The sequence below is a fragment of the Chlorobium sp. genome (genome assembly GCF_021740465.1).
Classification (GTDB): domain Bacteria; phylum Bacteroidota; class Chlorobiia; order Chlorobiales; family Chlorobiaceae; genus Chlorobium.
The window spans coordinates 16,074-38,702 of the sequence record NZ_JAIOZR010000001.1 but is presented as its reverse complement, the minus strand read 5'-3'; the positions used below and the strand labels follow the sequence as shown (position 1 = coordinate 38,702).

Genomic DNA, 22,629 nt, shown 5'->3' with positions numbered 1-22,629 from the left:
ACAGTCCCGTGCTTGTTATCCTGACGTACTCCCTCTGCGGATTTCCGTTTTCCACAGAGGGAGTTGTCTGTTTATGACAGGTTTCTTGGTACCTGAGAGGAGTGGTGGTGTACTATAGGTTTTTCGCAGGCGATATCGATAACGAAGCTGAACCGGGAAGGAAAACTCAGCAGCACCTGATCGACTTCGAATTCAAAGGAGTAGATACCGCTAAGGGTATGCAGGGTTTCACTCAGGGGTTGTTTTCTGAGGGCTTTGTTGTGGAGCCTTACACCAAGGCCGTCTCTGGTCGCAAGCTGTTCGAAATAGCCTTTTATCCCTTCATGGGAGGTTACCGTATGGGGAGAAAAGGTTGGAATCAGCACGGCATGTTCATGGTAAAGGGCCGCTATGTCATCAGGGTTTCCGCAGCATACCCGAGAAACCCACTGGAACAGCACTTCTTCAGGATTGTTGAATAGCATGGTGATAAATGTTGTTGGAAACGGCAGAGTCGATTTGCCCCAAATATAGCCCGAGTTTTTTTTTCGGCAATAAAAAAAGCCTGAACGTCCGGCCGGACGTTCAGGCTTTGATGGTTAAGGTAGCCATCGGCGCCTGAGAGAGGCTTACATCCTCAGTTCTCCGGATTGTGCCTGCCGTTTCAGTTCGTTGTTGGCGTAAATAAGGATTTCAACGCGGCGGTTCAGGCGGCGGCCGGACTCGGTTTCGTTGGTGGCAACCGGTCTGGTTTCACCGAAACCTACAGCTGAGAGCCTGTTGCCTGAAACTCCATATGCCCTCAGAAGGTTCGAAACCGCATCTGCGCGGCGCTCGGAGAGAATCTGGTTGCTCTGTTCGTTGCCGATGCTGTCGGTGTGGCCCTCGATCACCACATTGGTGTCGTCATAGTTGTTGAGAATTCGTGCGAGCTTCTCGAGATTGTACCGGCTGGTGGAGGTTACGGTCGATGATGCGGTGGAGAAAAGAATCCCTGAATCGAACACGACCCGGATGCCTTCGCCTACACGTTCCACGGTTGCTCCCTCGACATTCCTGTCGATTTCGGCAGCCTGCTTGTCCATATAGTTGCCGATAAGAGCACCGGCAGCGCCGCCAATAACCGCGCCAAGAATAGCTCCTTTGGCCCAGCTTCCCGATTTGCTGCCGATAATGCCGCCGAGCAGGCCGCCTGCGGCAGCGCCGTACCCGGCTCCACGGCCGGCATTTGTCGTGCTCTCGCATCCCCAGGTGAGGGAAGTCATGGCAATAATCAGAAGCAGGGCTACCGGTTTGGTCAGTTTTTGCAGATGTGTCATGGTTTCGATGTGTTTAACAGTTGGAGCTGAGCGGTCATGAAAAAAATCAGTGCAAAAGCATTCATTTCCGGGAAGCGGAATACATCAATGATATAGATTCAGCTAAGTGTATTATCAGCGATGATGTTATAAAATACCTGCATCTGTTCTTAAGTTCCCCGATCCCTCAAGAAAGTCCCCTGGAGGGCCGGTTTTTTTCGCCGGGTTATTATAGTGCCCGCTGCAGCTCTGCGACGCTTTGCATACACATTCGCAGCAAATTTTTTACAGGGGGATTTCGTTCTTTTCCGGAATGGAACGAGTCTCACAAATCGAATGGGAGGATTTCTTATGCCCGAACGAGAGGTCTGGAGCGCAATGCTCGAAGAGCGGCTTCCGGTGGAAGCGCAGGCGGTTGCACGCAATCTGGCCATTACCTCCGGTTATGCAACATGGTATCTTGAAAAGCCAGAACTGTTCAAGTGGGCGGGAATGGCCGCGTTTGCATCGAGGCAGGTAGGTCTTGCTCTCATCATGTTCGAACTAATGCAGGCTCCTTCGATGGACGTGCAGCAAAAAGGGGGAGCGAATGCCGGTATTGGCGAGCTTATCGGTGCACTCTTGCGGACTCCGATATTTTTCGCTTCGTCTCTCCATACGTTTGCGGCCGACCGGCTGCTATTTTCCGATTTTGATGTCATACGAAGGGGAAACAACAGCATCTACCGTGACATCGCCTGGGCTCATGCGGCTTACCTGCACGGAGGCATCGATGAGGTCGAGGCTGGGTGCTTCAGTGCGGACGAGTCGTTCATGCTTCAAGGATTTCGCCTGATCGACGAGGGACGGCGGGAGCTTGCGGCGAATCACGGCAGCATGGTGGCTCGCAGCCTTATCAGGGAGGGAAACATCCTGCTGCTGCGGCATGAACAGCAGCATACCCTTCAACCGCTCTTCGAAACCGTATCGCCTGCAGGAAGCATCGTGGTTTCGTTCGGCAGCGAACTCGATTTTTCGTGCGGAACCGAAGAGGGCCGGTTCCGGAAGGCTTCGTTCGCGGGTTTTGCCGGTTTCCTCGAAACCGCCGCCGGTCTGCGGAGCATTACGGTCGAGAAAGACCGGTGGGCCTGGATAGAGCGGGAGGTGCTTCCGGCATGGGAGGCTGCCGAAGGCTCTTTCTGCAGGGGATCGGCCATTGAACGGCAGCTTCTCGGCATGGCTGCACAAGAGGGCGACCCTCTTCGCTCCCTCACCATGGCGGCGGGCGCTCTCTCCCGCAATCTTGGCGGCGGGTGAAGGTTCTGCCGACAGCCCGAGTGTCGGGCTTATTTCGGGCGGAGTGCTTCTACGGGATCGAGACCGGCGGCCTTCCATGCCGGAAAGATGCCAAACGCCATGCCGATAATCGAGCAGACCACGAGCGACACGCTTATCCAGAGCAGGGGAAAGATGAGCGGAAGGTTGAGGTTTGCGGCAATGATATTTCCTGCGCCGATTCCGGCGATAATGCCGATGAAGCCTCCCGTCAGGGAAAGAGTAAGGGCTTCGAGCAGAAACTGGTTGCGGATGCTTGTGCGGGGTGCGCCGATTGACTTGCGGATGCCGATCTCCCTGGTTCTTTCGGTTACGCTGACCAGCATGATGTTCATGATACCCACCCCTGCGGTGAGCAGCGCCATGAAGCTGATGATGAATGCCCCGATGCTGATGATGCGCTGAATGTCGCGGAACGAATCGATCAGGGAGTCGTTGGTTCTTATCTCGAAATCGTTGGGTTCCTGAATGGTAAGTCCTCTTGCAAGACGCATGGCGCCTACGGCCTGGTCGATGGTTTTCCGGTACTCCTCCTGCGAAAAGGCTTCAATGGTTATGCTGAGTGTGCTTTTTTCGTTGATATGGTCGAGGTAGCGGGTGATGGGAATGACCACGATGTTATCCTGGCTCTGACCGAATGCGGCTCCTTTTTTTTCAAATACACCGGCTACCGTATAGACCTGCCCGTTGACCCGTATCGTTTTGTTCAGTGGATTCTCTCCGGCAGGAAAGAGTTTTTCGGCCAGTTCTCCGCCCAGAACCGCAATATTCCGGGCATACTGGATATCGCTGCCGCTGAGGTTTCTACCGGTTCTGAGGATGAAGCCGTTCGCCGGCGCAAAATTTTCGTCGCCTCCGGTCATGGTCACGTCCGGGTTGGTAGAACGGTTGGCGTACCGGGCCTGGTTTGCCGCCGAGGTTATGATGAAGCCGATGTTCCTTGCTTTCGATTCCATGATTTTGCGGAAAAACAGCCCTTGCTTATAGGTGATGTCCTCCCGGTTCGCATAACGGTTCCGGCTGTGTCCCCCTCCGAAAACCGTTGCAGGATATTTCTGGATCTGGAAGGTGTTCGCACCGAGGCTGGTGAGTCCCGATTCGACACTCTTGTCGATGGCGTCAAGCGCGGTCATGACGGCAATAATCGAAAACACTCCGACGGCGACCCCCATGGTGGTAAGCCAGGAGCGGAGGCGGTTGACTGCAAGGGATGAGAGCGCCTGCAGAAACACATCCCTGGGCTGTATGGTTTTGTTTCTACTCATAGCGCAGCGAATCAGCAGGGTCGAGTTTAGAGGCGTTCACCGCGGGAGCCAGGCCGGAAACGATGCCGGTAAGCACCGAAACGCCGAGACTGGCAAGTACCAGGGTGAACGAAAACTGTACCGGAAAGTCGGGAATGGCTTTTTCGATGATGAAGGTGATGGAGAGGGCGGTTACCATGCCGACAACTCCTCCCAGGAGGCAGATCATGACAGATTCGATGAGAAACTGCAGCAGTATGGTTCGCCGTTTGGCTCCGAGAGCCTTCCGCAGGCCGATCTCCCGGGTCCTCTCCCTTACGCTGACGAAGGTGATGTTCATGATACCGATAGCACCTACAAAGAGCGACATGCCGGTAATGAAGATGCCGGCTGCAGCAATGCCGTTCTTGATCGGGTCAAGCTGGCTTTTGAAGGCTTTCTGTTCGTTGATGGAAAAATTTTCCTCTTTTCCGGGTGTTATTCTGCGTATCCTGCGCATCAGGCCGAGCAGTTCCTCCTTGGCTTCGGCAATTCGCTCCTGGTCCTTGATTTTAACCCGAATGGTTACGAACATGTTTCGCCCATAAACCTTTTCAAAGGCGCCAAGCGGCATGATCACCTGATTGTCGAAGCTGAAGAGGCCGAGAAACTTGCCCTGTTTTTTGAAAACCCCGACGATACGGAACTTGCGGTTTTTAAGGCTTATGGATTTTCCGAGAGCGTTTTCATTCGCAAAGAGGCCCGAGGCGATGTCGTCTCCTACCACGCAGACCATTTCACTGCCGGCGGATTCCCCGGGTGTGAAGAACCGTCCGGCGGCAAGATCTCCGGATGCGGTTTTCAGATATTCGTGGTTGGTGCCGAGCGAGAAAATCTGTTCGAGTACCCGCTCCTTGTAGCCGGCCGTTGCCTGATAGGTCGACATCTGCGGTACGGCTATGAGCAGCTCCGTATCGGGGTTATCGGCAATGATGCGGTTGATCCTGGTTGCATATTCCGTTTTCAGATCCGGACGGTTGCGGTAGCGCCACCACTCGCCCATGGTGCTCCAGGAGCTTTTCTGTACATAGATCACATCGTAGCCGATCATGGAAAGGCTTTTTTCAAAGCCCATGTCGATGCCGTTGATGGCAGTGCCCATCATGGTGATGGAGACAATGCCTATAATGACCCCGAGCGCGGTAAGAAACGATCGGATTTTGTTCGAGTTGATCTGAAAAAGCGCGATTTTCAGGCTTTCTGCGGTTTCATACCGGAACTGCTGCAGGTTCTCTTTCATCGCTTTGCATCGCTTTCGATTCTGCCGTCCCGAAGGCGGATAATCCTGCGGGTAAAGCGGGCGATGTCCTCTTCATGAGTGATGAGGATGATGGTGTTGCCCAAATCGGAAAGCCTGCCGAACATATCCATGATATCGTGGCTTGTCGCGGTGTCGAGGTTGCCTGTCGGCTCGTCGGCAAGAATGATGGAGGGTTTGTTTACCAGTGCCCTTGCTATGGCCACGCGCTGGATCTGTCCTCCCGACAATTCCGACGGCTTGTGCAGAATCCGGTCGCCGAGCCCGACGCTGAGCAGCGCCTGTTCGGCACGTTCCTGACGCTCATCGGGAGGAACGCCGGCGTAGATCAGCGGCAGTTCGACGTTTTTCAGACAGTTCATGCGCGGCAGCAGATTGAAGGTCTGAAAGACAAAGCCGATTTCCCGGTTTCTCACCCTGGCCAGCTCATCGTCATCCATTTCGGCGACATTGGTGCCGTTGAGTTCATAGATGCCCGATGTCGGCGTGTCCAGGCATCCTATAATGTTCATGAGCGTCGATTTACCGCTGCCCGAAGGGCCCATGATCGCGGCATAGTCGTTCCTCCGGAACTCAAGGTCGATAGATTCGAGCGCCCTGACGATCTGCTCTCCCATTTCGTAGTGCCGGCAGAGTGATGCCATGCGGATGATGACGGGTTCCATCTTGCCTGTTTACCGTTTCGGGATTTTGATGCTGCACCCGTCGTAAAGCAGGGTGGTGATCGCGCTATAGCTGCCTGATATCACATCCTCACCGGCTTTTAGGCCGGTGAGGATAATGATGTGGGTGTTGTCGGTCGTACCGGTCTTTACCTTGCGGAAGCGCGCTTTTCCGTTCTCCACCACAAAAACGCCTTCGACGCTTTCGGCTTCTCGGGTCTGTTTTTTGTCGGGGTTGGCTGAATCTTTCTGTGCGGTTCGTGATCCCTCCGGTGTTCTCACCGTTACGCACTGAATGGGAACGACGAGCGCGTTTCTGACGCGTATGGACTCGATGTCGGCGGTTGCGCTCATACCAGGTTTAAGCAGGCGCATGTGGTTGAGAATGCGGATTTTGACCGAAAAATTCGTGACCTCCTCCTGAGTGCCGGCAGCCTGCGAGACCGCAGAATTCGATATTTCGTGCACGATTCCCCTGAATACGCGTTCTCCGAAAGCATCGACGGTAATAGTGACCGGATTGCCTTTTCTGACATTGACGATGTCGTTTTCATTGACTTCAACCTCTACCTGCATACTGTCGAGGTTTGCAAGACGGAGTACTTCGGTTCCGGGAAACTGTCCCGTTCCGACGACACGTTCGCCACTTTTGTTGTTCAGCTTGATGATGGTGCCGTCGATCGGCGCCCGAACGACGGTTTTTTTCATGCGTTCCTCATTCTGGTCAAGAAGGCTTCGGTACTGTTCGATGGAATAGTTTGATGCTTCCCAGGAGGCTCTGGCCGCTTCCGCATTGGTTTTTGCGGCAAGGAAGTCGGTCTGGGAGATAAGTTTTTCCCTGAAGAGCAGGGAGGCTTTCCTGAAATCATCTTCAGCCTTGATCTTTCTTGACTTTGCCTCGAGGCTCTGCGATTTTGCAAGGTTAAGCTGTGCCCGGCTCTGCTCGACCTGGTTGATATACACATCAGGCTGTATCTTGAAGAGCAGATCCCCTTTTTTGACCTGCTGGCCGTCCTTGACGGGCAGTTCGATAATTTCTCCGGAAACGTCCGGCGACATGGCTACATCGGTCTCCGGTTCGATCTTGCCTGTAGCGGTTACCAGATGAACCACCTCTTTTCTGAACGATTTATCGATGGTGACCTCAACAGGTTTTTCCCGGAAAATGAAAAAAGTGACCAGTAGCGAAATGCCGAGAATGAGAACCGGTATGACGATCAGGAGGGATTTGCGGTTTCGTAGCGGTTGTTTTTTCTTCATGAGCGGTCAGACCTTTAGGGTCATTGGGTTGACAGAGTTCCTGATGTGAAGTCGAGCACGTTTTTCTGCAGGACAAGATTATAAGTCGCCTGGCTGAGGGTCGACATGGCGTTGAACAGCGCAGCACGGGCCGAGCTCAGCTCAACAAAGCCTGATGCGCCAAGATCATATTTTCTTTTGATGCCCTCGTATGCTGCTTTTGCTGCCTTGAGGCCGGCTTTTGCCGATTCGATGCTTGCTTCAGCTGCCTTATATTCAGCTACCGCCTGTTGCAGGTCGAGAGCAATATCCGACTGAAGGTCCTCATAATCGAGCCTCTGGTTGATATGGTTGATCCTTGCCTGCTCGACGTTGTACCGGGTCTGGAAGCCGTCGAAGATTGCCCAGCTCAGGTTCAGCACAATTGAATAACCTACCGAGTTCTCCAGCTGGTCGGCCATCGGAGGGAATGAGTATTCCTGGGGAGGAGTTCCGCTGTAGGTCTGGCGAAGCGACTCCACGCCGCTGGTGCTGACGTTGAAATTCAGATCGAGCTTCGGGTACCAGGATGAGGCTGCCTGACGGATCTGCCACCTTGCGGCATCGGCTTCGAGTTTTTGGCTTTTCAGGTCGGTACGGTTTTTTAGGGCAAGGTCGATAAGGCTGTCGATATCGGGTTTCAGGGGTTCGGCTGAAAGCGTCTCTTTCGGGAGCGGTTCAAGCGAGAGGTTTGTGCGGGGATCGATGCGCAGCCTCCGCAGGAGTTCGAGCCGGCTTCGTTCAAGCTGTGCATCGGCCCTGTTGACGGCAAGCTCGCTGCTGGCAGTTTCAGCCTGCTGCTGATAGAGGTCGGGCATCGATTTCAGGCCGATCTCAAACTGCCGCTGGCTGAGTTTCAGCTGATCTTTTGCAGTCAACAGGTTTTCACGAGCAATTGCAAGTATTTCCTGGTTGAGCAGCACCTGGCAGTAGTGCTGTGTGACATCGAATACAACGGCCTGGCGGGCTCTATACAGTGAAAATTCCGCACTCTGCTCGTTTTTCAGGGCAGCCTGCAATGAGGCATAATCACGGAATCCGTTAAACAGGTTCAGGCTGGTTGTCAGCGTCAGATCCAGCGTTTCCCGTTCGCTTTTCAGTTTCACGGTTTCAGTACCGGCAGTGGGGAACTGGCTGTAGGAACGGCTGATCGAATAGGGGACATAGCCCGCCGATACCGAAAGTTTCGGCAGAAAACTTCCGTAACTCCGCAATAGGTCAGCGCCTTGCAGGCGGGTGAGATTACCGGCTTTTTTCAGGGATGATGCGTTTTCAAGTGCAATCGATATGGATTCCTTGAGCGAGAGGCGCTTTTGCAGAGGTTCTGCGAGCAGCGGGTAGGAAGATAGAAGCAGCAGAAACGAGGTGGTGACGATAGCAAAAAGCTGTCTGTGATTCAATATGGGAGACTGTAAACGTTTGATGGTCATCTTTTCCTCATTTGCCTGCTGGTCGAACAGATACTCACCTCATAAGTTTCATCGGATATAAATAGTTTCATTTTCTGAAGATGAATTGCTCAATTCAACGGAGCCCGTCTACAGATATTCGAGCAGGGTGTCGATTCTGCTACGGTAGTGATCGGCCAGTTCGGGTTTCAGCTGGATAAGGGCGGTATAGATCTTGATGGCTTTTTTATAGGCCCCCTGCTCCGTAAAAAGGTTGGCAAGGGTTTCAGTCGGTACGGCAATGGTCGCATCATCGGGGAAGGGCTGTTTCTGTTCCAGAATCGGGGTCGGATCAAAACTTTCCGTCGAACAGTCCGGCTGAAATTCCTGTAAGGCCGCCGTGAGCTGTTCAAGCTCGTCGGTTACCGGATCGAAGAGATTTTCTTCTGAGCCGTTTTTTTCCTGCGGGGTAAGTGTTTGCAGTTCAATCAGTTCTTTCCAGGCGATCTGGTTAGCCGGTGCCAGATGGCAGCACTTTTCGAAATGGCTCAGCGCTGCACCGTAGCTTTTCAGGCCTTTCAGGGCCCTTGCGAAAAGGAGGTTGATCAGATACGAGTCCGGATAGCGTTCCAGCAGAGGCTGGAGTTTGTTCAGCCCTGCCCGGTATTCCCCTCTTGAGAGGTCAAGAGAGACCTCCGCGAAAAATAGATGAGGTTCAGAAAGCATGGTTCAAAGGCTAAAAATGAAAGGCTGCGCACTCAGTTACCCGTCCATTCCGGTTTTTCCAGGGCGTACTGCAGAAGCCTGTCGATAAGTTCGGAAAAGGCAATTCCTGAAGCTTCAAAAAGCTGCGGGTACATGCTGATATCGGTAAATCCGGGGATGGTGTTTATTTCGTTCAGGACGATCGATCCGGTCTTTTCGTTTACGAAAAAATCGACCCTCGACATTCCTTTGCAGCCGAGAGCCTTGTAGACGGTGATGGCGCTCCGGCGTACCTCTTCGAGCAGTTTATCTGGAAGACGGGCAGGAATGAATGTTTTTGCGGTATTTCCGATGTATTTGTCCTGAAAATCGTAAAAATCGCTGCCGGGCTGGATTTCTCCCGGAACCGATGCCAACGGCTGGTCGTTGCCGAGCATGGCCACCTCGATCTCCCTGCCGGTAACCGCAGCCTCGACGAGCACCTTGCGGTCGAGCCCGAAGGCTATCTGCAGCGCCCGGAGGAGTTCTCCGGCATGGTGCACCTTCGATATGCCGACCGAGGATCCCAGGCTTGCCGGTTTGACAAAAACCGGGAAACCGAACTGCCGGGCAATCAGTTCATGGGTGCTTTCAGGTGAGGCCTTGTAGTCCGGAGCGGAAAGGGTAATCGAAGGAGCCGTCGCTACTCCTGCGGCGGCAGCGCACAGTTTTGTCAGGGCCTTGTCCATTGCCAAAGCAGAAGCCGATACACCACAGCCGGTATAGGGAATGCCTACGGTATCCAGAAATCCCTGTATTCTGCCATCCTCTCCGTAACTTCCGTGAAGGACGATGAAGGCAACATCGATACCCGAGTCCGTGAAATTGAAATCGAAGGGTTTCTGGCCTGAATCGAGAGCTTTTCTTTTCAGAAGATTCTCAGCCTCTTCCCGTGATGTGTTGCGCATGATCGAGGAAAGGTCAAGATCAAGAATCTCTCCGGCGATCCCCCCGGTATACCACTCGCCGTCGCGGGTGATATAGAAAGGGATAATGCGGTAGTGTTCGCGGTTGATGGCCCGGGCAATCGAGCGTGCCGAAATGATGGATATTTCATGCTCGGTTGATTTTCCCCCGAAAAGAAGGGCTACGGTTGTCTGTGACATCTCGATTCCGTTACTATGGCAATATGGTTCAAAGCAGTGAGCCCAGCAGTGTTCATTCTGCCCGCAGTTAACACTGGATTTCCTGGAATGGAACATCCTCGAAAGTCGGTCTTTGGACAGTAGGGGGGGACCTTCTGGCATAATTTTTGGAAAATACCCGACAGCAACCAGACTAACAACCCGCAATACCGGAAAAAATTATTTCGTTCGTTTTTTCCAGCTGCAGTGCAGGGAAACTTACCGTAAAGTGCATCCGTTATAATCAGTGCTAAAGGAGTTTCGTGATCCCTCTGAAACCAGCTTGGGCTCCAGGGGGGATGGCATCCAAACCTGATGAGGAGTTTTTATGAAGAAAAATACCGGTTTTATCCGCACCTCGGTACTGCTCTTCATGTTTCTGGCGACCTCATGTTCCGCTCTTTCCGTCATGAGCGATTATGACCGCGATTACGATTTCACCCGGCAGCGTACCTACCGGTGGGTTACTGAGTCCGGTCAAGACAGCTGCGATGTTTTTTCTACCAATCCGCTTCTGAAGAACCGGGTGCAGTCGGCTATCGACAGGGAACTCGCTGCACGTGGATTTATTGCCGTCTCGGGTTCGGCTTCGGCCGGTCTGGAGATCGTCGTTCGTGCCTATGTAAGTGAAAAGAGCATGACCAGGCATGAACCCGCTCCCTTCTATCCTCCTGTCTACAGGTGGGGCAGGGGTTTTCGGTATTATCCCTGGTTTGATCGGTTCGACGGAGTGCCTGTGGTGTACCAGTACGACGAGTTTCTTCTTTTGATCGACATGATCGACCGGACGGGAAAGCGCATGGTCTGGAACGGTTCGGCAAGAGGCCTTCTGAAACGGTACAGAACGGGTGAATCCATGCAGAAAGACATCGATTTTGCGGTATCGGAAATCTTTTCCGATTTTCCCCTGCAGAAAGCCGTCCGGAATTAGGAAGGCTTTGTTTCAAGCTGAAAAAACGGGGGCTTGCCGGTGAAGAGGCTTTTTTCAACAGTATACGGCGTCGATACCGGTTTGCAGACGGGTGAACGCAATATGGAAATCGATTGCATGCTCATGCAGGCGTTTATCGACGGGCGTTTTCACCACCGGTACGGTTCAGGGTGTTGTTTGTGGCGTTTTTACGGCTGGCAGCCTTTTGCCGTGACGCTCGGGTACAATCAGGATATTACCGCTATCGATACCCTGCGGTGTGCCAGGGAGGGGATCGATATTGTCCGAAGGCCTACCGGCGGGAGGGCGGTTTTTCATGCCGAAGAGTTTACCTACAGTTTTATTGCGGAAACCGGCGAACCGAATGCCGTGATCTACCGTTGGGTTCACGAGGTGATCATGCATGCTCTCGAGTATCTGGGAATTTATGCCGAATTCTGCCGGTCTACCCTTGACGAGTCGAGGGGAAAAGGTGCTCCTGTAACCTGTTTTACGGCTTCGGCCCGCTATGAGCTTCAGGTTGCCGGAAGGAAACTTGTCGGTTCCGCACAACGCCGTACCCGTCAGGTGCTGCTGCAGCACGGCTCTCTTCCACTTACACAAAAGCACAGGGAGCTCAGCAGGCTTGTCGCCGCCGGCGACAAAGAGACTGCGGCTTCGACCCGGCGGGAGATGGAGCGGAAAACAGTTTCACTCGAAGAAGTTCTGGGTTATATTCCCCGTTACAGCACGCTGGTCGGATTGCTGAGGCAGGCATTGTCCCGGCGGTACGGCATCGAGATGGTCATGCTTGAGCGCCATGAGCTTGAAGGTTTTCTTGGCCAGGGGCAAACGACGTTAATCAGCTAAACACACACAGAGCTATGAACCGAGGTAATCAGCAGAAGTCAGCGCATGTCACCACCAGAAGACTTCTCGACATGAAAGAAAAGGGGGAGAAGATTTCCGTGCTGACAGCCTATGATTTTACCATGGCGCGCATTCTTGACCGTGCCGGGGTCGATGTCATTCTTGTCGGCGACTCGGCAAGCAATGTCTTTTCCGGTCACAACACCACCCTCCCCATTACCATCGACGAGATGATCTATCATGCCAGGGCGGTGGTGAAGGGTGTGCAGACCGAAACAAGCCGGGCAATGGTGGTTATCGATATGCCGTTCATGAGTTATCAGCTTTCCGGTGAAGAGGCGCTGCGCAATGCCGGTAAAATCATGAAAGAGCATGAGTGTGATGCCGTGAAACTGGAGGGCGGGTACGTCATCGCCGAAACGGTCAAACGCATTACCGATGTCGGCATCCCCGTCATGGGCCATCTCGGGCTCATGCCACAGTCTATCTACAAATACGGCAGTTACAAGGTTCGGGCGCAGGAAGAGCGGGAAGCAGAACAACTGCTCGAGGATGCCCGGCTTATCGAGGAGGCCGGTGCTTTCGCTATTGTGCTCGAAAAAATTCCCTCGAAGCTGGCCGAAACAGTTACCCGGCAACTGAGCATTCCGACCATCGGGATTGGCGCAGGCGGTTCCTGCGACGGGCAAGTGCTGGTGATCAACGATATTCTCGGTCTAAACCGTGAGTTTCATCCCCGTTTTGTTCGCCGTTATGCGGATCTCGATGCGGTTATCGAAAATGCGGTCATGCGTTATGTCGATGATGTCCGTTCCGGGAGTTTTCCTTCCGCCGACGAGAGCTACTGAAAAGCGTTTTCTTCTCCGGATGATGCTTTCAAAGCCGCCTGAAAGATTGTACCTTTAAGGTCAAATTTCACTGAGGATCCCTGAAGGCAACCGCTCGGATATGTCGGGATGCAGAGGTCCCGGCAACCGGTAGCACTACCTATGGCAGACGCTGAAAAACAGACATCCCGCAAACGGTATCCGCCCGTTCTCCAGAGCGATCCGGAAGGCCGTTCCCGTTTACTCCCTTTCGTATCCCGTTCGTTCGTGCCTTCGGTTTTTACCGTCCTGAACATGGTCTGTGGTTATATCGCCATTGTAATGGCGGGGGAGGGGAGTTTTGCCGCTGCCTGCTGGTTCATTATTTTTGCCGCTTTTTTCGACACCATAGATGGATTTGTCGCCCGTGTGACAAACGGGACGTCGGATTTCGGTATCGAGCTCGACTCGCTTTCCGATCTGGTCTCGTTCGGGGCGGCACCGGCATATCTTGTCTATCGGTTCGCGCTGGAGGGAATGGACGGCTATGCAGGCATTTTTCTGAGCTCCCTCGTCATGGTGGGAAGCGGCTTGCGTCTGGCCCGGTTCAACATCAATCTGATCGGATATCGCAAGGAGTCGTTTTCGGGCCTTCCCTCTCCGGCCCAGGCGCTCACGGTTGCCGGTTTTGTGCTCTGGATGGGTTCCGAACGCATGCTTCCGGCGCAATCGCTTCAATCCGTGCTCGGATGGTTGTCGGTCATCCTTTCGATTCTGATGATCAGCAAGGTGAATTACGATGCTCTGCCGAAACCGACGGTTGAAACCTTCAGGAAGCAGCCAGTGCAGCTCGGTCTCTATCTGATCGCGATTTTCTGCGTACTTCTCTTCCAGGCGAAGGCTTTTTTTCTTGCCATGTTGTTGTATATTCTGCTCGGGGTTATCCGCTCGCTCGGGCTTTTTATCCGGCAGTGGCAGACTTGATTTTTTTCAATCCATCCTGAAAGCACCATGCCATTCAACGCTAAAATAAAGGTTACCCTGCGTCAGTCCATTCTCGATGTACAGGGTAAAGCTGTGGAGCATGCCCTGAAAAATCTGGGATATACCACCGTCGATTCGGCAAGAATCGGCAAATATATTGAAGTCAGCATCAACGAGGTGGACCGCCATGAAGCCGAGCGGATATGCAACGAGATCTGCCAGAAACTCCTCTCGAATCCCGTTATGGAAAACTATGCTTTCGAGCTGGAACAAGTCAATTAAACAGAATCCGATTATGGCTGATATAACTGCAGGAATTGTTGTTTTTCCCGGTTCCAACTGCGATCACGATACCGAGTATGCCGTTGCATCCTTCAGCGGCGTCAGGCCGGTCATGCTCTGGCACAATGAACACGATCTGCAGGGCGCGGATGTCATCATCCTTCCGGGAGGCTTTTCCTATGGTGACTATCTGCGTGCGGGGGCAATAGCCCGTTTTTCGCCGATCATGCAGGAGGTGATCGAGTTCGCCCGCAAAGGTTATCCGGTGCTCGGCATCTGCAACGGCTTTCAGGTGCTGCTCGAATGCGGCCTGCTTGAGGGAGCGCTCTCCAGAAACCGCGACAAGAAATTCATCTGTTCCCAAACGGCCATCAGCGTGGTCAACACAGAAACCATCTTCACCGGTCTCTACCGGCAGGGTGAGGTGCTTTCCATTCCCATTGCGCACGGTGAGGGCAACTACTTCGCTCCGCCCGAGGTTATCCGGAGGCTTGAGGAAAACAACCAGATCGTCTTCCGCTACTGTGACCCGGAAGGTAACCTCACTCCTGAATCCAATCCCAACGGTTCCATCGGCAATATCGCAGGTATTGTCAACAGGGAGGGCAATGTGCTGGGTTTGATGCCGCATCCCGAAAGAGCCAGTGATCCGCTGCTCGGCTCAGGCGACGGACGGCGGTTGTTCGAATCGGTTTTCGGCTGTATCGTCGGTGGATCGGTAACAGGATAAATACTGAATTGTCGTGACGCAGAAACATAAAGTGTTTTCATGGCTGCTGTTTGATTTCGCCAACACCTCATTCAGCGTCATGATGGTTACCTTCGCTTTCCCCCTGTATTTCAAAAATGTGATCTGCAGCGGTGATTCTTATGGCGACGTTCTTTGGGGGGCAGGCGTGAGCTCATCCATGCTGCTTGTCGCCCTTGTTTCGCCGGTGCTTGGCGCAGCTTCCGATTATTCCGGCAGAAGGAAGCGCTATCTTTTTTTCTTTACCATGCTTTCGGTGGCGGCAACAGCGCTGCTCGGCTTTTCGGACAGCGGTATGGCGGTTTTGGCAATCATACTTTTTGTACTTGCCAATATGGGTTTTGAAGGCGGGCTTGTTTTTTACGATGCCTACCTTAAGGAGATCACTTCAGAGACCAGCATCGGCAGGGTGTCCGGCTATGGCTTTGCCATGGGTTACCTGGGTTCGCTTTCCATTCTTCTGCTTATGCGTCCGCTTCTCGGTGGCGGCATTGTGCCGGAAAATGCCCTGAACGTTCGTTCCGGTTTTTTTATAACCGCGCTCTTTTTCCTCGTGTTTTCTCTTCCGCTTTTTCTTGTGCACCGCGACGAGAAGAAGCGTGACGGCCGTGCTATTTCCCTGGAGCTGATCGTTCGCTCCATCAAAGAGGTGAAGCATACCGTACGCCACATCATGAGCTATCCCGATCTTGCCCGCTTTCTTCTGGCATACTTTTTCTACAACGATGCCATTCTCACCATTATCGCCTTTTCTTCGATCTATGCCCAGAATACCCTTGATTTTACCACCGGCGAACTGATTGTCTTTTTCATGCTGGTGCAGACCACTGCGATTGCCGGCTCGCTTGTTTTCGGGTTCATAACGGACAGGATCGGGCCGAAGCGAACCATTGTCTTTACCCTGATGATCTGGTTCGGCGTGGTGCTGGCGGCGGTTTTTGCCGACAGCAAGGAACTGTTTTTCCCGGCAGGCATGCTCGCCGGCATGGCGATGGGTTCCTCTCAGGCCGCCTCGCGCTCCATGATGGCGAAACTGACGCCTCGTGAACATGTTGCGGAATTTTTCGGTTTTTATGACGGGACCTTCGGAAAGGCATCGGCCATAGCGGGTCCCCTGGTATTCGGCATGGTATCGGCTCAGGCATCGAGCCAGAAAGTCGCGCTCGCCTCGTTGCTGGTATTTTTTGCGATAGGTCTTCTCCTGATGCTTCGGGTCAGGAGTTCGAGCGTATCCGGCAGGCCGGCGGTGCAGAAAAGCTGAGCGGGATTTCTCCGGAGGAACCCCCGCCGCCCAGGATATCCAAGGGAGAACGGCAATGGGAAAAAATATGAAGAAACCTCCAGTTTCCGGCGTGTTCAACACTGCCGGCATTCCGGCCTACTTTAGCCGAATGGCGCCTTTTTTTCTGAAAAATCTTCTTGCAGACAGGGTATTTCTCAGTGCGGCCTCTCTTGCCTTTCAGACGCTGCTTTCCATGGTTCCGTTTCTTGCCGTGACACTTTCCGTGCTCAGGGTGTTCCCTTTTTTTGCGGAATTGAAGCGCTATATCGAAGAGTTTATCCTGCAGAATTTCGTGCCCTCCTCCGGTGAGCTGTTTCAGCGCTATTTTGAGGAGTTTATCGCAAAAACCTCCAGTGTGACGCTTGTCGGGGGTGTGCTGCTGTTTATCATTGCGCTCTCCCTTATTTCCACCATCGACAGTATCTTCAACGATATCTGGAGGGTACGTTCATCCAGAAAGCCGATGCAGGCATTCACCCTCTACTGGACGGTGCTGACCCTCGGCCCGGTGCTGATCGGCGGCAGCCTTGCGGCAAGTTCGTATGTGTGGTTTACGGTTTTCACCGAAGGGCCTCTGCTTGAAATGAAAACGCGATTGATCTCCTTTCTGCCGTTCATGAACTCTCTTGCGGCTTTTTTTCTGCTGTATGTGCTGGTTCCGAACTGCAGGGTGAAATTTCTGCATGCATTCTCGGGTGCAGCGCTTGCCGCACTGCTTTTTGAACTTTCGAAAAAATGGTTTGTGTTTTATGTCAGCCGCTTTGCTACATTTGAACATATCTACGGTGCGCTCTCGGCTGTACCGATGCTTTTTTTCTGGATTTATCTCGGCTGGCTGGTGGTGTTGACCGGAGCCGAACTTGTTTTCACCCTTGGGGCGATGAGACACGATCCGCCAGCAGAGGCGCTGAAAAAAACGCTGCAGGGTCTCGCTCCTGTGCTCTCGGTGCTCGGTTCACTCCTGCAGGATCAGCAGGGAGGTTGGCCGCTCCGTGCCGGTAAACGGAAAGAACCCGGGAGGGAAAGGATTATCGATCTGCTGCTTGAAAAAGGGGTGATTCATGAGACTGCAAAAGGGAAGCTTGCAGTGAGTCTTGATTTGTACAGGACTACCCTTTTCGATCTCTACACCCTCATACCCCGTGAGCCGGACCTGGATGAGGCGCTTGCAGATTCAGGTGGCACAACGCTCGAGGCTCTTGCTCCGATCGAAAAAGAGGTGACGTTATGCATGAAAGGGCTGATGGATATGCCGGTTGCTTCGCTATTGGAGGATTCACTTATTAATAAAGCATGAGTTATCAGGTCATTGCGCGCAAATACCGTCCGAAAACATTTGAGGATATTACCGCGCAGGAGCATATAACCCGGACGATCCAGAATTCGCTTCGGATGGGAAGGGTAGGCCACGGCTATATTTTTTCGGGTTTGAGGGGTGTTGGCAAAACCACTGCGGCAAGGGTTTTCGCAAAAGCGGTAAACTGCCAGAAAATCATAGAGGATCCGGAATACCTCAGAACGGTAACCGAGCCTTGCGGAGAGTGCGAGAGCTGCAGGGATTTCGATGCCGGAACCAGCCTGAACATCGCGGAATTCGATGCAGCATCGAACAACAGCGTCGACGATATTCGTACCCTTCGAGAAAATGTCCGTTACGGGCCGCAAAAAGGGCGCTACAGGGTCTATATCATCGACGAGGTGCACATGCTCTCCATTGCGGCGTTCAACGCGTTCCTGAAAACGCTTGAAGAGCCGCCTCCGCATGCGATTTTCATTTTCGCTACCACCGAGCTTCACAAGATTCCGGCCACCATCGCATCCCGCTGCCAGCGTTTCAACTTCAAGAGGATACCCCTGGAGGAGATACAGAAGCAGCTGCAGATGATCTGCAATGCTGAAGGGATCACAGTGGAACCGGACGCCCTGCAGCTTGTCGGTCGCAAGGCCCATGGCTCCATGCGCGATGCCCAGAGCATTCTCGATCAGGTCATTGCCTTTTCGGTAGACCGTCAGAACGAGGGGGGGATCAGCTACAGCAAAGTTGCCGAACTGCTCAACTATGTCGATGACGATCATTTCTTTGCCGTAACCGATGCGGTGCTCGAGAGGAATCCCTCCGCCATGATCGATACCGCACAGTTTGTCATCGAAAACGGTTATGACGAACAGGATTTTCTTGAAAAGCTGATCGAGCACCTGCGCAACATCCTCATGGTTCAGAACCTCCGCTCCCCGAGGCTGGTCGAACGTCCCGATGCCGTTCGGGAGCGTTACCTGCGCGATGCGGAAAGGTTTTCTCCCGGTTCGGTCATGCAGATGATAGATCTCCTGCTCAATACCTCCAGGGAGTTGAAATTCCAGTTCGAGTACCGGTTCCGTTTCGAACTTGCGCTCCTGAAGCTTATTGATCTGGCATCAGGCGGTGCGACCTCCGGCGCTTCGGCTGAAGCTCCCGGTACGCCGCAAAAAAAAAAGCCCGTAATGCAGCACTGAAAAGCAGTGCGGTGGTACCGCCTGAACCGGAGACTCCCAAAGCAGCGTCTGCTGCCCCCAACCCGATAAAAAATAATAATATCGATCTTGGTTCGTGGCAGAAAAAACTATCCGGTTTTGCGTCGGGTGTTATGCCTAACTCCAGGAAAATTAACCCTGTACCGGCCGGAGTGGCAGAGGATGCTGCGGAGCTGGCCGGTACCATACCCGATATCGAGTCGCTGAAAGTTGAGTGGCACCAGTTTCTTGATGCGGTGGCCCGTGCCGATCACAGCGTCCTCTCTGCCCATCTGAGCTCCTGTGAACCGGTATCCTGCACAGGGCGGGGCGTTTTTACAGTTTCGTGCTGCAGGAAATTTTCCTATGAAGAGCTGTTGCCGGAACTGCCCGCGCTGCAGAAGGAGCTTGCCGCGTTTTACCGCTTGCCCCTGAACCTGCGTCTTGTCTATGACGCCGAAAAAGACGCTTGTACGAAAGAGAAAACTGTTTTCACGCTTTTCGAGGAGCTCTCGCGCAGTAACGGTGTCGTGCAGTTCATCATCAGGGAGTTCGGCGGGGAGCTGGTCTACTGATCAGGAACGGCCGGGTTTTATAAATCAGCAAAAATTCCCGATATTCAGACTTTTCAGGCTACCCATTCAGACAATTCATTTATCATTATCAAAGAAAAAAGAAGTTATGCATAGAGCTGCAGAGAAGGCGATAACTCTTCAAAACAGGTTTCGAACGGACTATTGTGGCCAGCTTGGTCTTGAGTGTGAAAACCGTTCCGTCAGGCTCGGAGGATGGGTTCACCGGAAACGGGACCATGGCGGGCTGATATTTATCGATCTCAGGGACCATTCCGGAATCTGTCAGCTTGTCATCCAGCCCGAGCAGCAGGACCTGTTCGATGCGGCCGGGCATCTGCACTCCGAGTCGGTTATCTGCGTGGAAGGCACGGTTGTCCGGCGCAGCCCCGAAACCGTCAATTCGCGTCTTGCATCGGGCCAGATCGAAGTTGTGGTCAGCGCTCTGAGCGTCGAGGGCGAAGCCCAGCCTCTGCCTTTTCCCGTTGCCGACGAGGTGCCGACTTCCGAAGAGCTCCGGCTGAAGTACCGCTTTATCGACCTTCGTCGCGAAAAGCTCCACGAAAACATCATTTTCCGCAGCAGCCTCACCGCCGAAGTGCGCAGCTACCTCGTCGAGCGCGGCTTCATCGAAATCCAGACTCCCATTCTCACATCGAGTTCACCCGAAGGCGCCAGGGATTTTCTTGTGCCGAGCCGTCTGCATCCGGGCAAGTTCTATGCGCTGCCGCAGGCGCCCCAGCAGTTCAAGCAGCTGCTCATGGTTGCGGGCTTTCCCCGCTATTTCCAGATAGCGCCCTGCTTCAGGGACGAAGACGCCCGCGCCGACCGCAGCCCCGGCGAGTTCTACCAGATCGATATGGAAATGGCCTTTATCGAGCAGGACGATCTTTTCGGGATTCTCGAAGGGATGTTCCGCCACCTCACCGAAACCATGTCGAAGAAGCGGATCACAGAGTACCCGTTTCCCCGCATCAGTTACAGGGATGTCATGAACCGTTTCGGTACCGACAAGCCCGACCTGCGCATTCCGCTTGAAATCCGTGACGTTACGTCGCTGTTCGTTGATTCATCGTTCAAGGTGTTCGCTTCCAATACCCGCCAGGGCTCGTGCGTCAAGGCGCTGGTGCTCAAGGGGCGCGGCGGCGAGTCGAGGCTTTTCTACGACAAGGCCGAAAAACGGGCCCGCGAGCTCGGTTCGGCCGGCCTTGCCTACATCCAGTTCAGGGAGGAAGGCCCGAAAGGCCCCGTGGTGAAGTTTCTCGGCGAGGCGGAAATGGAGCGCCTGAAAGCCGAGCTCGGTCTTGAGACCGGCGATGTGGTGTTTTTCGGTGCCGGCAAGTGGGAATCAACCTGCAGGATCATGGGCGGCATGCGTACCTGGTTCGGGGATCTTTTCGAGCTCGACCGCGACGAACTCTCCTTCTGCTGGATCGTGGATTTTCCCATGTACGAGTACAACGAAGAGTCCAAAAAGATCGACTTCTCTCACAACCCCTTCTCCATGCCGCAGGGCGAGATGGAGGCGCTCGACACCATGCAGCCGCTCGACATCCTTGCCTACCAGTACGACATCGTCTGCAACGGCATCGAACTCTCCAGCGGCGCGATCCGCAACCACCGCCCCGACATCATGTACCGCGCATTCGAGATAGCAGGGTATTCGAAAGACGAGGTCGACAGCCGGTTCGGCCACATGATCGACGCCTTCAAGCTGGGCGCGCCGCCGCACGGAGGCATCGCTCCCGGCCTCGACCGTCTCGTCATGATCCTGCGCGACGAGCAGAACATCCGCGAGGTGATCGCTTTTCCGATGAACCAGTCGGCCCAGGACCTCATGATGTCCGCACCTTCGGAGGTCATGGAGCAGCAGTTGAAGGAACTCTGCCTGAAGATCGAGCTTCCGCCGGTGAAACAGTAGGCAGGAAGATCGTGGGCGGTGCGCAGTGAGCTGTGAGTCGGAAGACAGGAGTCAGTATTCGTATTGCAATAGGGGCTTTCGGGCCCCTTTTGTATTTCGTGTCCGCGGTACTTTTAACTTGAATCCGTATTTCTGATGAGCACAGGCACGGGGATGTATTCCTGAATACCCGTGTAATACGGGACGCTCCTTATTATTACAACTAAATGCGAAAACAGACACGAAGCATACCGCACAGGATCGAATCCCTGATTTACTGCTTCGCCTTGCGTCTGTAAGACTTCGATGCGTATTTCGGCAGGTGAAAAAAAATCGATATGCAGGGCACCTTGAATCGACTTATCGATAGGAATAGCGTTGACTCAGTCACTTCGATTTCACGAATTATTCAGGACGATGAATGGTAAACTTGATTGTTTTATACGCCATGCTGTTCGGGTAACAAACAGAAAAAAAGAAGGTTAAGGTAACAGCTGTTTCTTAAGCGCTTTGGTTTTACTTTTTTCTGTGATACCTTACAGGTGTTTGCGTTGCCATCGGTTGATGGTCAGGAGGAAATTCAATCACTGGTCGAGGGGTACCTCTTCTCACCGGGAAAAGATATAACTCCTTATCCGTGCAGTCTGACAGGTTCCCCTATTTTACTATTAACAACCAGGGAGGTTCATCATGCGTATTAAAGCATTACTACTGTTTCTCTTTCTTTTTTCAAGCTCTGTTTTTTCTGAGGGATTTGCCTACGAAAAGCCAAGGATAGGAGTGTTGCGGTTTACGAACAATACCTATGCAGGATGGTGGCACGGGGGCGTTGGATATGAATTGCAGGATATGCTCATTTCTGAACTGGCATCGACGAACAGTTTTCGGGTACTCGAGAGGAGAGAACTCGATGCTGTACTTAATGAGCAGGATCTCGGAGCATCCGGCAGGGTTAACCCTAAAACAAGAGCGAGATTAGGCAAAATTACCGGCGCAAAATACCTCGTGGCGGCTACCGTGTCTGCTTTCGAGCACAATACGAGTGGCGGCGGCGGTGGCCTCTCCTACGGCGGCATCAGTCTGGGAGGAAGACAGGATAAGGCATACATGGCGGTCGACCTGAAAGTAATCGACGTTGCAACGGGAGAAATCTATGACGCCCGGACAGTAGAAGCAACATCAAAATCCAGCGGTATCAGTGTTGGCGTCTACCGCGGTGGTTTCGGCGGCCATCTCAATCAATACAAGGATACGCCAGTAGGAAAAGCGATAAGGGGTTGTATTATTGAAATATCCGATTACCTCCAGTGCTCTCTTGTAGAGGGTAAAAACAGTGGCTGTATGGATGAATACAACCAGAAGGAAAGGAAGCGCAGAGAGAAGACGAAAGGTTCGATCGATCTTGATGATTGATGCTATAATAGTGAAGGGGGGCAGTTTTGCCCCCTTTGCTTTTA

Annotated in this window: 22 protein-coding genes; 13 read left to right on the top strand and 9 right to left on the bottom strand. The window is 53.2% G+C overall.

Translation table 11 applies throughout. The annotated features are described in order from the left end of the window. Positions 1–71 precede the first annotated feature (71 nt). Positions 72–464 carry a DUF4440 domain-containing protein gene (locus K9G39_RS00185; protein WP_292002904.1) on the bottom strand — a complete coding sequence of 131 codons (393 nt, stop codon included), beginning with the start codon at positions 462–464 and terminating at the stop codon, positions 72–74. Positions 465–608: 144 nt separating this feature from the next. After that, positions 609–1,298 carry an OmpA family protein gene (locus tag K9G39_RS00180; RefSeq protein ID WP_292002903.1) on the bottom strand — a complete coding sequence of 230 codons (690 nt, stop codon included), beginning with the start codon at positions 1,296–1,298 and terminating at the stop codon, positions 609–611. A 315-nt stretch (positions 1,299–1,613) separates the two neighbouring features. Here K9G39_RS00180 and K9G39_RS00175 point away from each other — a divergent pair, with 315 nt between their 5' ends. Continuing rightward, a complete protein-coding gene (locus tag K9G39_RS00175) occupies positions 1,614–2,573 on the top strand; it encodes a hypothetical protein (protein WP_292002902.1) in 960 nt (319 codons plus the stop codon). A 29-nt stretch (positions 2,574–2,602) separates the two neighbouring features. On the opposite strand, the gene K9G39_RS00170 is transcribed toward K9G39_RS00175, so the two are convergent. From K9G39_RS00170 to K9G39_RS00140, 7 genes are all read right to left on the bottom strand, one after another. Continuing rightward, entirely contained in the window at positions 2,603–3,856 is a 1,254-nt protein-coding gene (locus K9G39_RS00170; protein ID WP_292002901.1) for an ABC transporter permease, read from the bottom strand. After that, the gene (locus K9G39_RS00165; RefSeq protein ID WP_292002900.1) at positions 3,849–5,114 is read right to left on the bottom strand and encodes an ABC transporter permease; all 1,266 of its coding nucleotides are present in this window, start codon (positions 5,112–5,114) and stop codon (positions 3,849–3,851) included. The genes K9G39_RS00170 and K9G39_RS00165 overlap by 8 nt, the downstream gene beginning before the upstream one ends. Continuing rightward, a complete protein-coding gene (locus K9G39_RS00160) occupies positions 5,111–5,797 on the bottom strand; it encodes an ABC transporter ATP-binding protein (protein ID WP_292002899.1) in 687 nt (228 codons plus the stop codon). The genes K9G39_RS00165 and K9G39_RS00160 overlap by 4 nt, the downstream gene beginning before the upstream one ends. A 9-nt stretch (positions 5,798–5,806) precedes the next feature. After that, entirely contained in the window at positions 5,807–7,054 is a 1,248-nt protein-coding gene (locus tag K9G39_RS00155; protein ID WP_292002898.1) for an efflux RND transporter periplasmic adaptor subunit, read from the bottom strand. A gap of 20 nt (positions 7,055–7,074) precedes the next feature. After that, positions 7,075–8,472, bottom strand: a complete 1,398-nt coding sequence (locus tag K9G39_RS00150) for a TolC family protein (protein ID WP_292002897.1) — start codon at positions 8,470–8,472, stop codon at positions 7,075–7,077. A gap of 138 nt (positions 8,473–8,610) precedes the next feature. Then, positions 8,611–9,186: a hypothetical protein gene (locus tag K9G39_RS00145; protein WP_292002896.1), complete on the bottom strand. Its 576-nt coding sequence runs from the start codon at positions 9,184–9,186 to the stop codon at positions 8,611–8,613. A gap of 32 nt (positions 9,187–9,218) precedes the next feature. Further along, positions 9,219–10,310 (bottom strand): D-alanine--D-alanine ligase family protein, encoded by a 1,092-nt coding sequence (locus K9G39_RS00140; protein ID WP_292002895.1) that lies wholly within the window; start codon positions 10,308–10,310, stop codon positions 9,219–9,221. 346 nt (positions 10,311–10,656) lie between these two features. Between K9G39_RS00140 and K9G39_RS00135 the strand changes: the two genes are divergently transcribed. From K9G39_RS00135 to K9G39_RS00080, 12 genes are all read left to right on the top strand, one after another. Then, the gene (locus K9G39_RS00135) at positions 10,657–11,259 is read left to right on the top strand and encodes a DUF4136 domain-containing protein (RefSeq protein ID WP_292002894.1); all 603 of its coding nucleotides are present in this window, start codon (positions 10,657–10,659) and stop codon (positions 11,257–11,259) included. A 39-nt stretch (positions 11,260–11,298) separates the two neighbouring features. After that, a complete protein-coding gene (locus tag K9G39_RS00130; protein WP_292002893.1) occupies positions 11,299–12,108 on the top strand; it encodes a lipoate--protein ligase family protein in 810 nt (269 codons plus the stop codon). A 14-nt stretch (positions 12,109–12,122) separates the two neighbouring features. After that, the gene (panB, locus tag K9G39_RS00125; RefSeq protein WP_292002892.1) at positions 12,123–12,956 is read left to right on the top strand and encodes a 3-methyl-2-oxobutanoate hydroxymethyltransferase; all 834 of its coding nucleotides are present in this window, start codon (positions 12,123–12,125) and stop codon (positions 12,954–12,956) included. Between the two features lie 141 nt (positions 12,957–13,097). Next, entirely contained in the window at positions 13,098–13,898 is an 801-nt protein-coding gene (pssA, locus tag K9G39_RS00120; RefSeq protein WP_292002891.1) for a CDP-diacylglycerol--serine O-phosphatidyltransferase, read from the top strand. A 27-nt stretch (positions 13,899–13,925) separates the two neighbouring features. Then, on the top strand, positions 13,926–14,180 hold the full coding sequence (purS, locus tag K9G39_RS00115; protein ID WP_292002890.1) for a phosphoribosylformylglycinamidine synthase subunit PurS: 255 nt from the start codon (positions 13,926–13,928) through the stop codon (positions 14,178–14,180). A gap of 13 nt (positions 14,181–14,193) precedes the next feature. After that, positions 14,194–14,910 carry a phosphoribosylformylglycinamidine synthase subunit PurQ gene (purQ, locus tag K9G39_RS00110; protein ID WP_292002889.1) on the top strand — a complete coding sequence of 239 codons (717 nt, stop codon included), beginning with the start codon at positions 14,194–14,196 and terminating at the stop codon, positions 14,908–14,910. Between the two features lie 13 nt (positions 14,911–14,923). Then, positions 14,924–16,189: an MFS transporter gene (locus tag K9G39_RS00105; RefSeq protein ID WP_292002888.1), complete on the top strand. Its 1,266-nt coding sequence runs from the start codon at positions 14,924–14,926 to the stop codon at positions 16,187–16,189. Positions 16,190–16,256: 67 nt separating this feature from the next. Beyond that, complete coding sequence (locus K9G39_RS00100; RefSeq protein ID WP_292002887.1) at positions 16,257–17,507, top strand: YihY family inner membrane protein; 1,251 nt, start codon at positions 16,257–16,259, stop codon at positions 17,505–17,507. Next, positions 17,504–18,703, top strand: coding sequence for a DNA polymerase III subunit gamma/tau (gene dnaX / locus K9G39_RS00095; RefSeq protein ID WP_292002886.1), 1,200 nt, complete (start codon positions 17,504–17,506; stop codon positions 18,701–18,703). Before K9G39_RS00100 ends, dnaX begins: the two co-directional genes overlap by 4 nt. 131 nt (positions 18,704–18,834) lie before the next feature. Further along, complete coding sequence (locus K9G39_RS00090) at positions 18,835–19,275, top strand: DNA polymerase III subunit gamma/tau (RefSeq protein ID WP_292002885.1); 441 nt, start codon at positions 18,835–18,837, stop codon at positions 19,273–19,275. Between the two features lie 106 nt (positions 19,276–19,381). Continuing rightward, entirely contained in the window at positions 19,382–21,193 is a 1,812-nt protein-coding gene (gene aspS, locus K9G39_RS00085; RefSeq protein WP_292002884.1) for an aspartate--tRNA ligase, read from the top strand. Positions 21,194–21,862: 669 nt separating this feature from the next. Continuing rightward, the gene (locus K9G39_RS00080) at positions 21,863–22,585 is read left to right on the top strand and encodes a CsgG/HfaB family protein (RefSeq protein ID WP_292002883.1); all 723 of its coding nucleotides are present in this window, start codon (positions 21,863–21,865) and stop codon (positions 22,583–22,585) included. Positions 22,586–22,629 lie beyond the last annotated feature (44 nt).

Bases quoted from the DNA above. Each gene is read 5' to 3' on its own strand.
- purQ (WP_292002889.1), top strand. From the start codon at position 14,194: ATGGCTGATATAACTGCAGGAATTGTTGTTTTTCCCGGTTCCAACTGC.
- K9G39_RS00185 (WP_292002904.1), bottom strand. From the start codon at position 464: ATGCTATTCAACAATCCTGAAGAAGTGCTGTTCCAGTGGGTTTCTCGG.
- K9G39_RS00145 (WP_292002896.1), bottom strand. From the start codon at position 9,186: ATGCTTTCTGAACCTCATCTATTTTTCGCGGAGGTCTCTCTTGACCTC.
- K9G39_RS00080 (WP_292002883.1), top strand. From the start codon at position 21,863: ATGCGTATTAAAGCATTACTACTGTTTCTCTTTCTTTTTTCAAGCTCT.
- panB (WP_292002892.1), top strand. From the start codon at position 12,123: ATGAACCGAGGTAATCAGCAGAAGTCAGCGCATGTCACCACCAGAAGA.
- K9G39_RS00140 (WP_292002895.1), bottom strand. From the start codon at position 10,310: ATGTCACAGACAACCGTAGCCCTTCTTTTCGGGGGAAAATCAACCGAG.
- K9G39_RS00170 (WP_292002901.1), bottom strand. From the start codon at position 3,856: ATGAGTAGAAACAAAACCATACAGCCCAGGGATGTGTTTCTGCAGGCG.
- K9G39_RS00100 (WP_292002887.1), top strand. From the start codon at position 16,257: ATGAAGAAACCTCCAGTTTCCGGCGTGTTCAACACTGCCGGCATTCCG.
- K9G39_RS00180 (WP_292002903.1), bottom strand. From the start codon at position 1,298: ATGACACATCTGCAAAAACTGACCAAACCGGTAGCCCTGCTTCTGATT.
- K9G39_RS00135 (WP_292002894.1), top strand. From the start codon at position 10,657: ATGAAGAAAAATACCGGTTTTATCCGCACCTCGGTACTGCTCTTCATG.
- K9G39_RS00155 (WP_292002898.1), bottom strand. From the start codon at position 7,054: ATGAAGAAAAAACAACCGCTACGAAACCGCAAATCCCTCCTGATCGTC.
- dnaX (WP_292002886.1), top strand. From the start codon at position 17,504: ATGAGTTATCAGGTCATTGCGCGCAAATACCGTCCGAAAACATTTGAG.
- K9G39_RS00090 (WP_292002885.1), top strand. From the start codon at position 18,835: ATGCCTAACTCCAGGAAAATTAACCCTGTACCGGCCGGAGTGGCAGAG.
- purS (WP_292002890.1), top strand. From the start codon at position 13,926: ATGCCATTCAACGCTAAAATAAAGGTTACCCTGCGTCAGTCCATTCTC.
- K9G39_RS00160 (WP_292002899.1), bottom strand. From the start codon at position 5,797: ATGGAACCCGTCATCATCCGCATGGCATCACTCTGCCGGCACTACGAA.
- K9G39_RS00175 (WP_292002902.1), top strand. From the start codon at position 1,614: ATGGGAGGATTTCTTATGCCCGAACGAGAGGTCTGGAGCGCAATGCTC.
- K9G39_RS00165 (WP_292002900.1), bottom strand. From the start codon at position 5,114: ATGAAAGAGAACCTGCAGCAGTTCCGGTATGAAACCGCAGAAAGCCTG.
- pssA (WP_292002891.1), top strand. From the start codon at position 13,098: ATGGCAGACGCTGAAAAACAGACATCCCGCAAACGGTATCCGCCCGTT.
- aspS (WP_292002884.1), top strand. From the start codon at position 19,382: ATGCATAGAGCTGCAGAGAAGGCGATAACTCTTCAAAACAGGTTTCGA.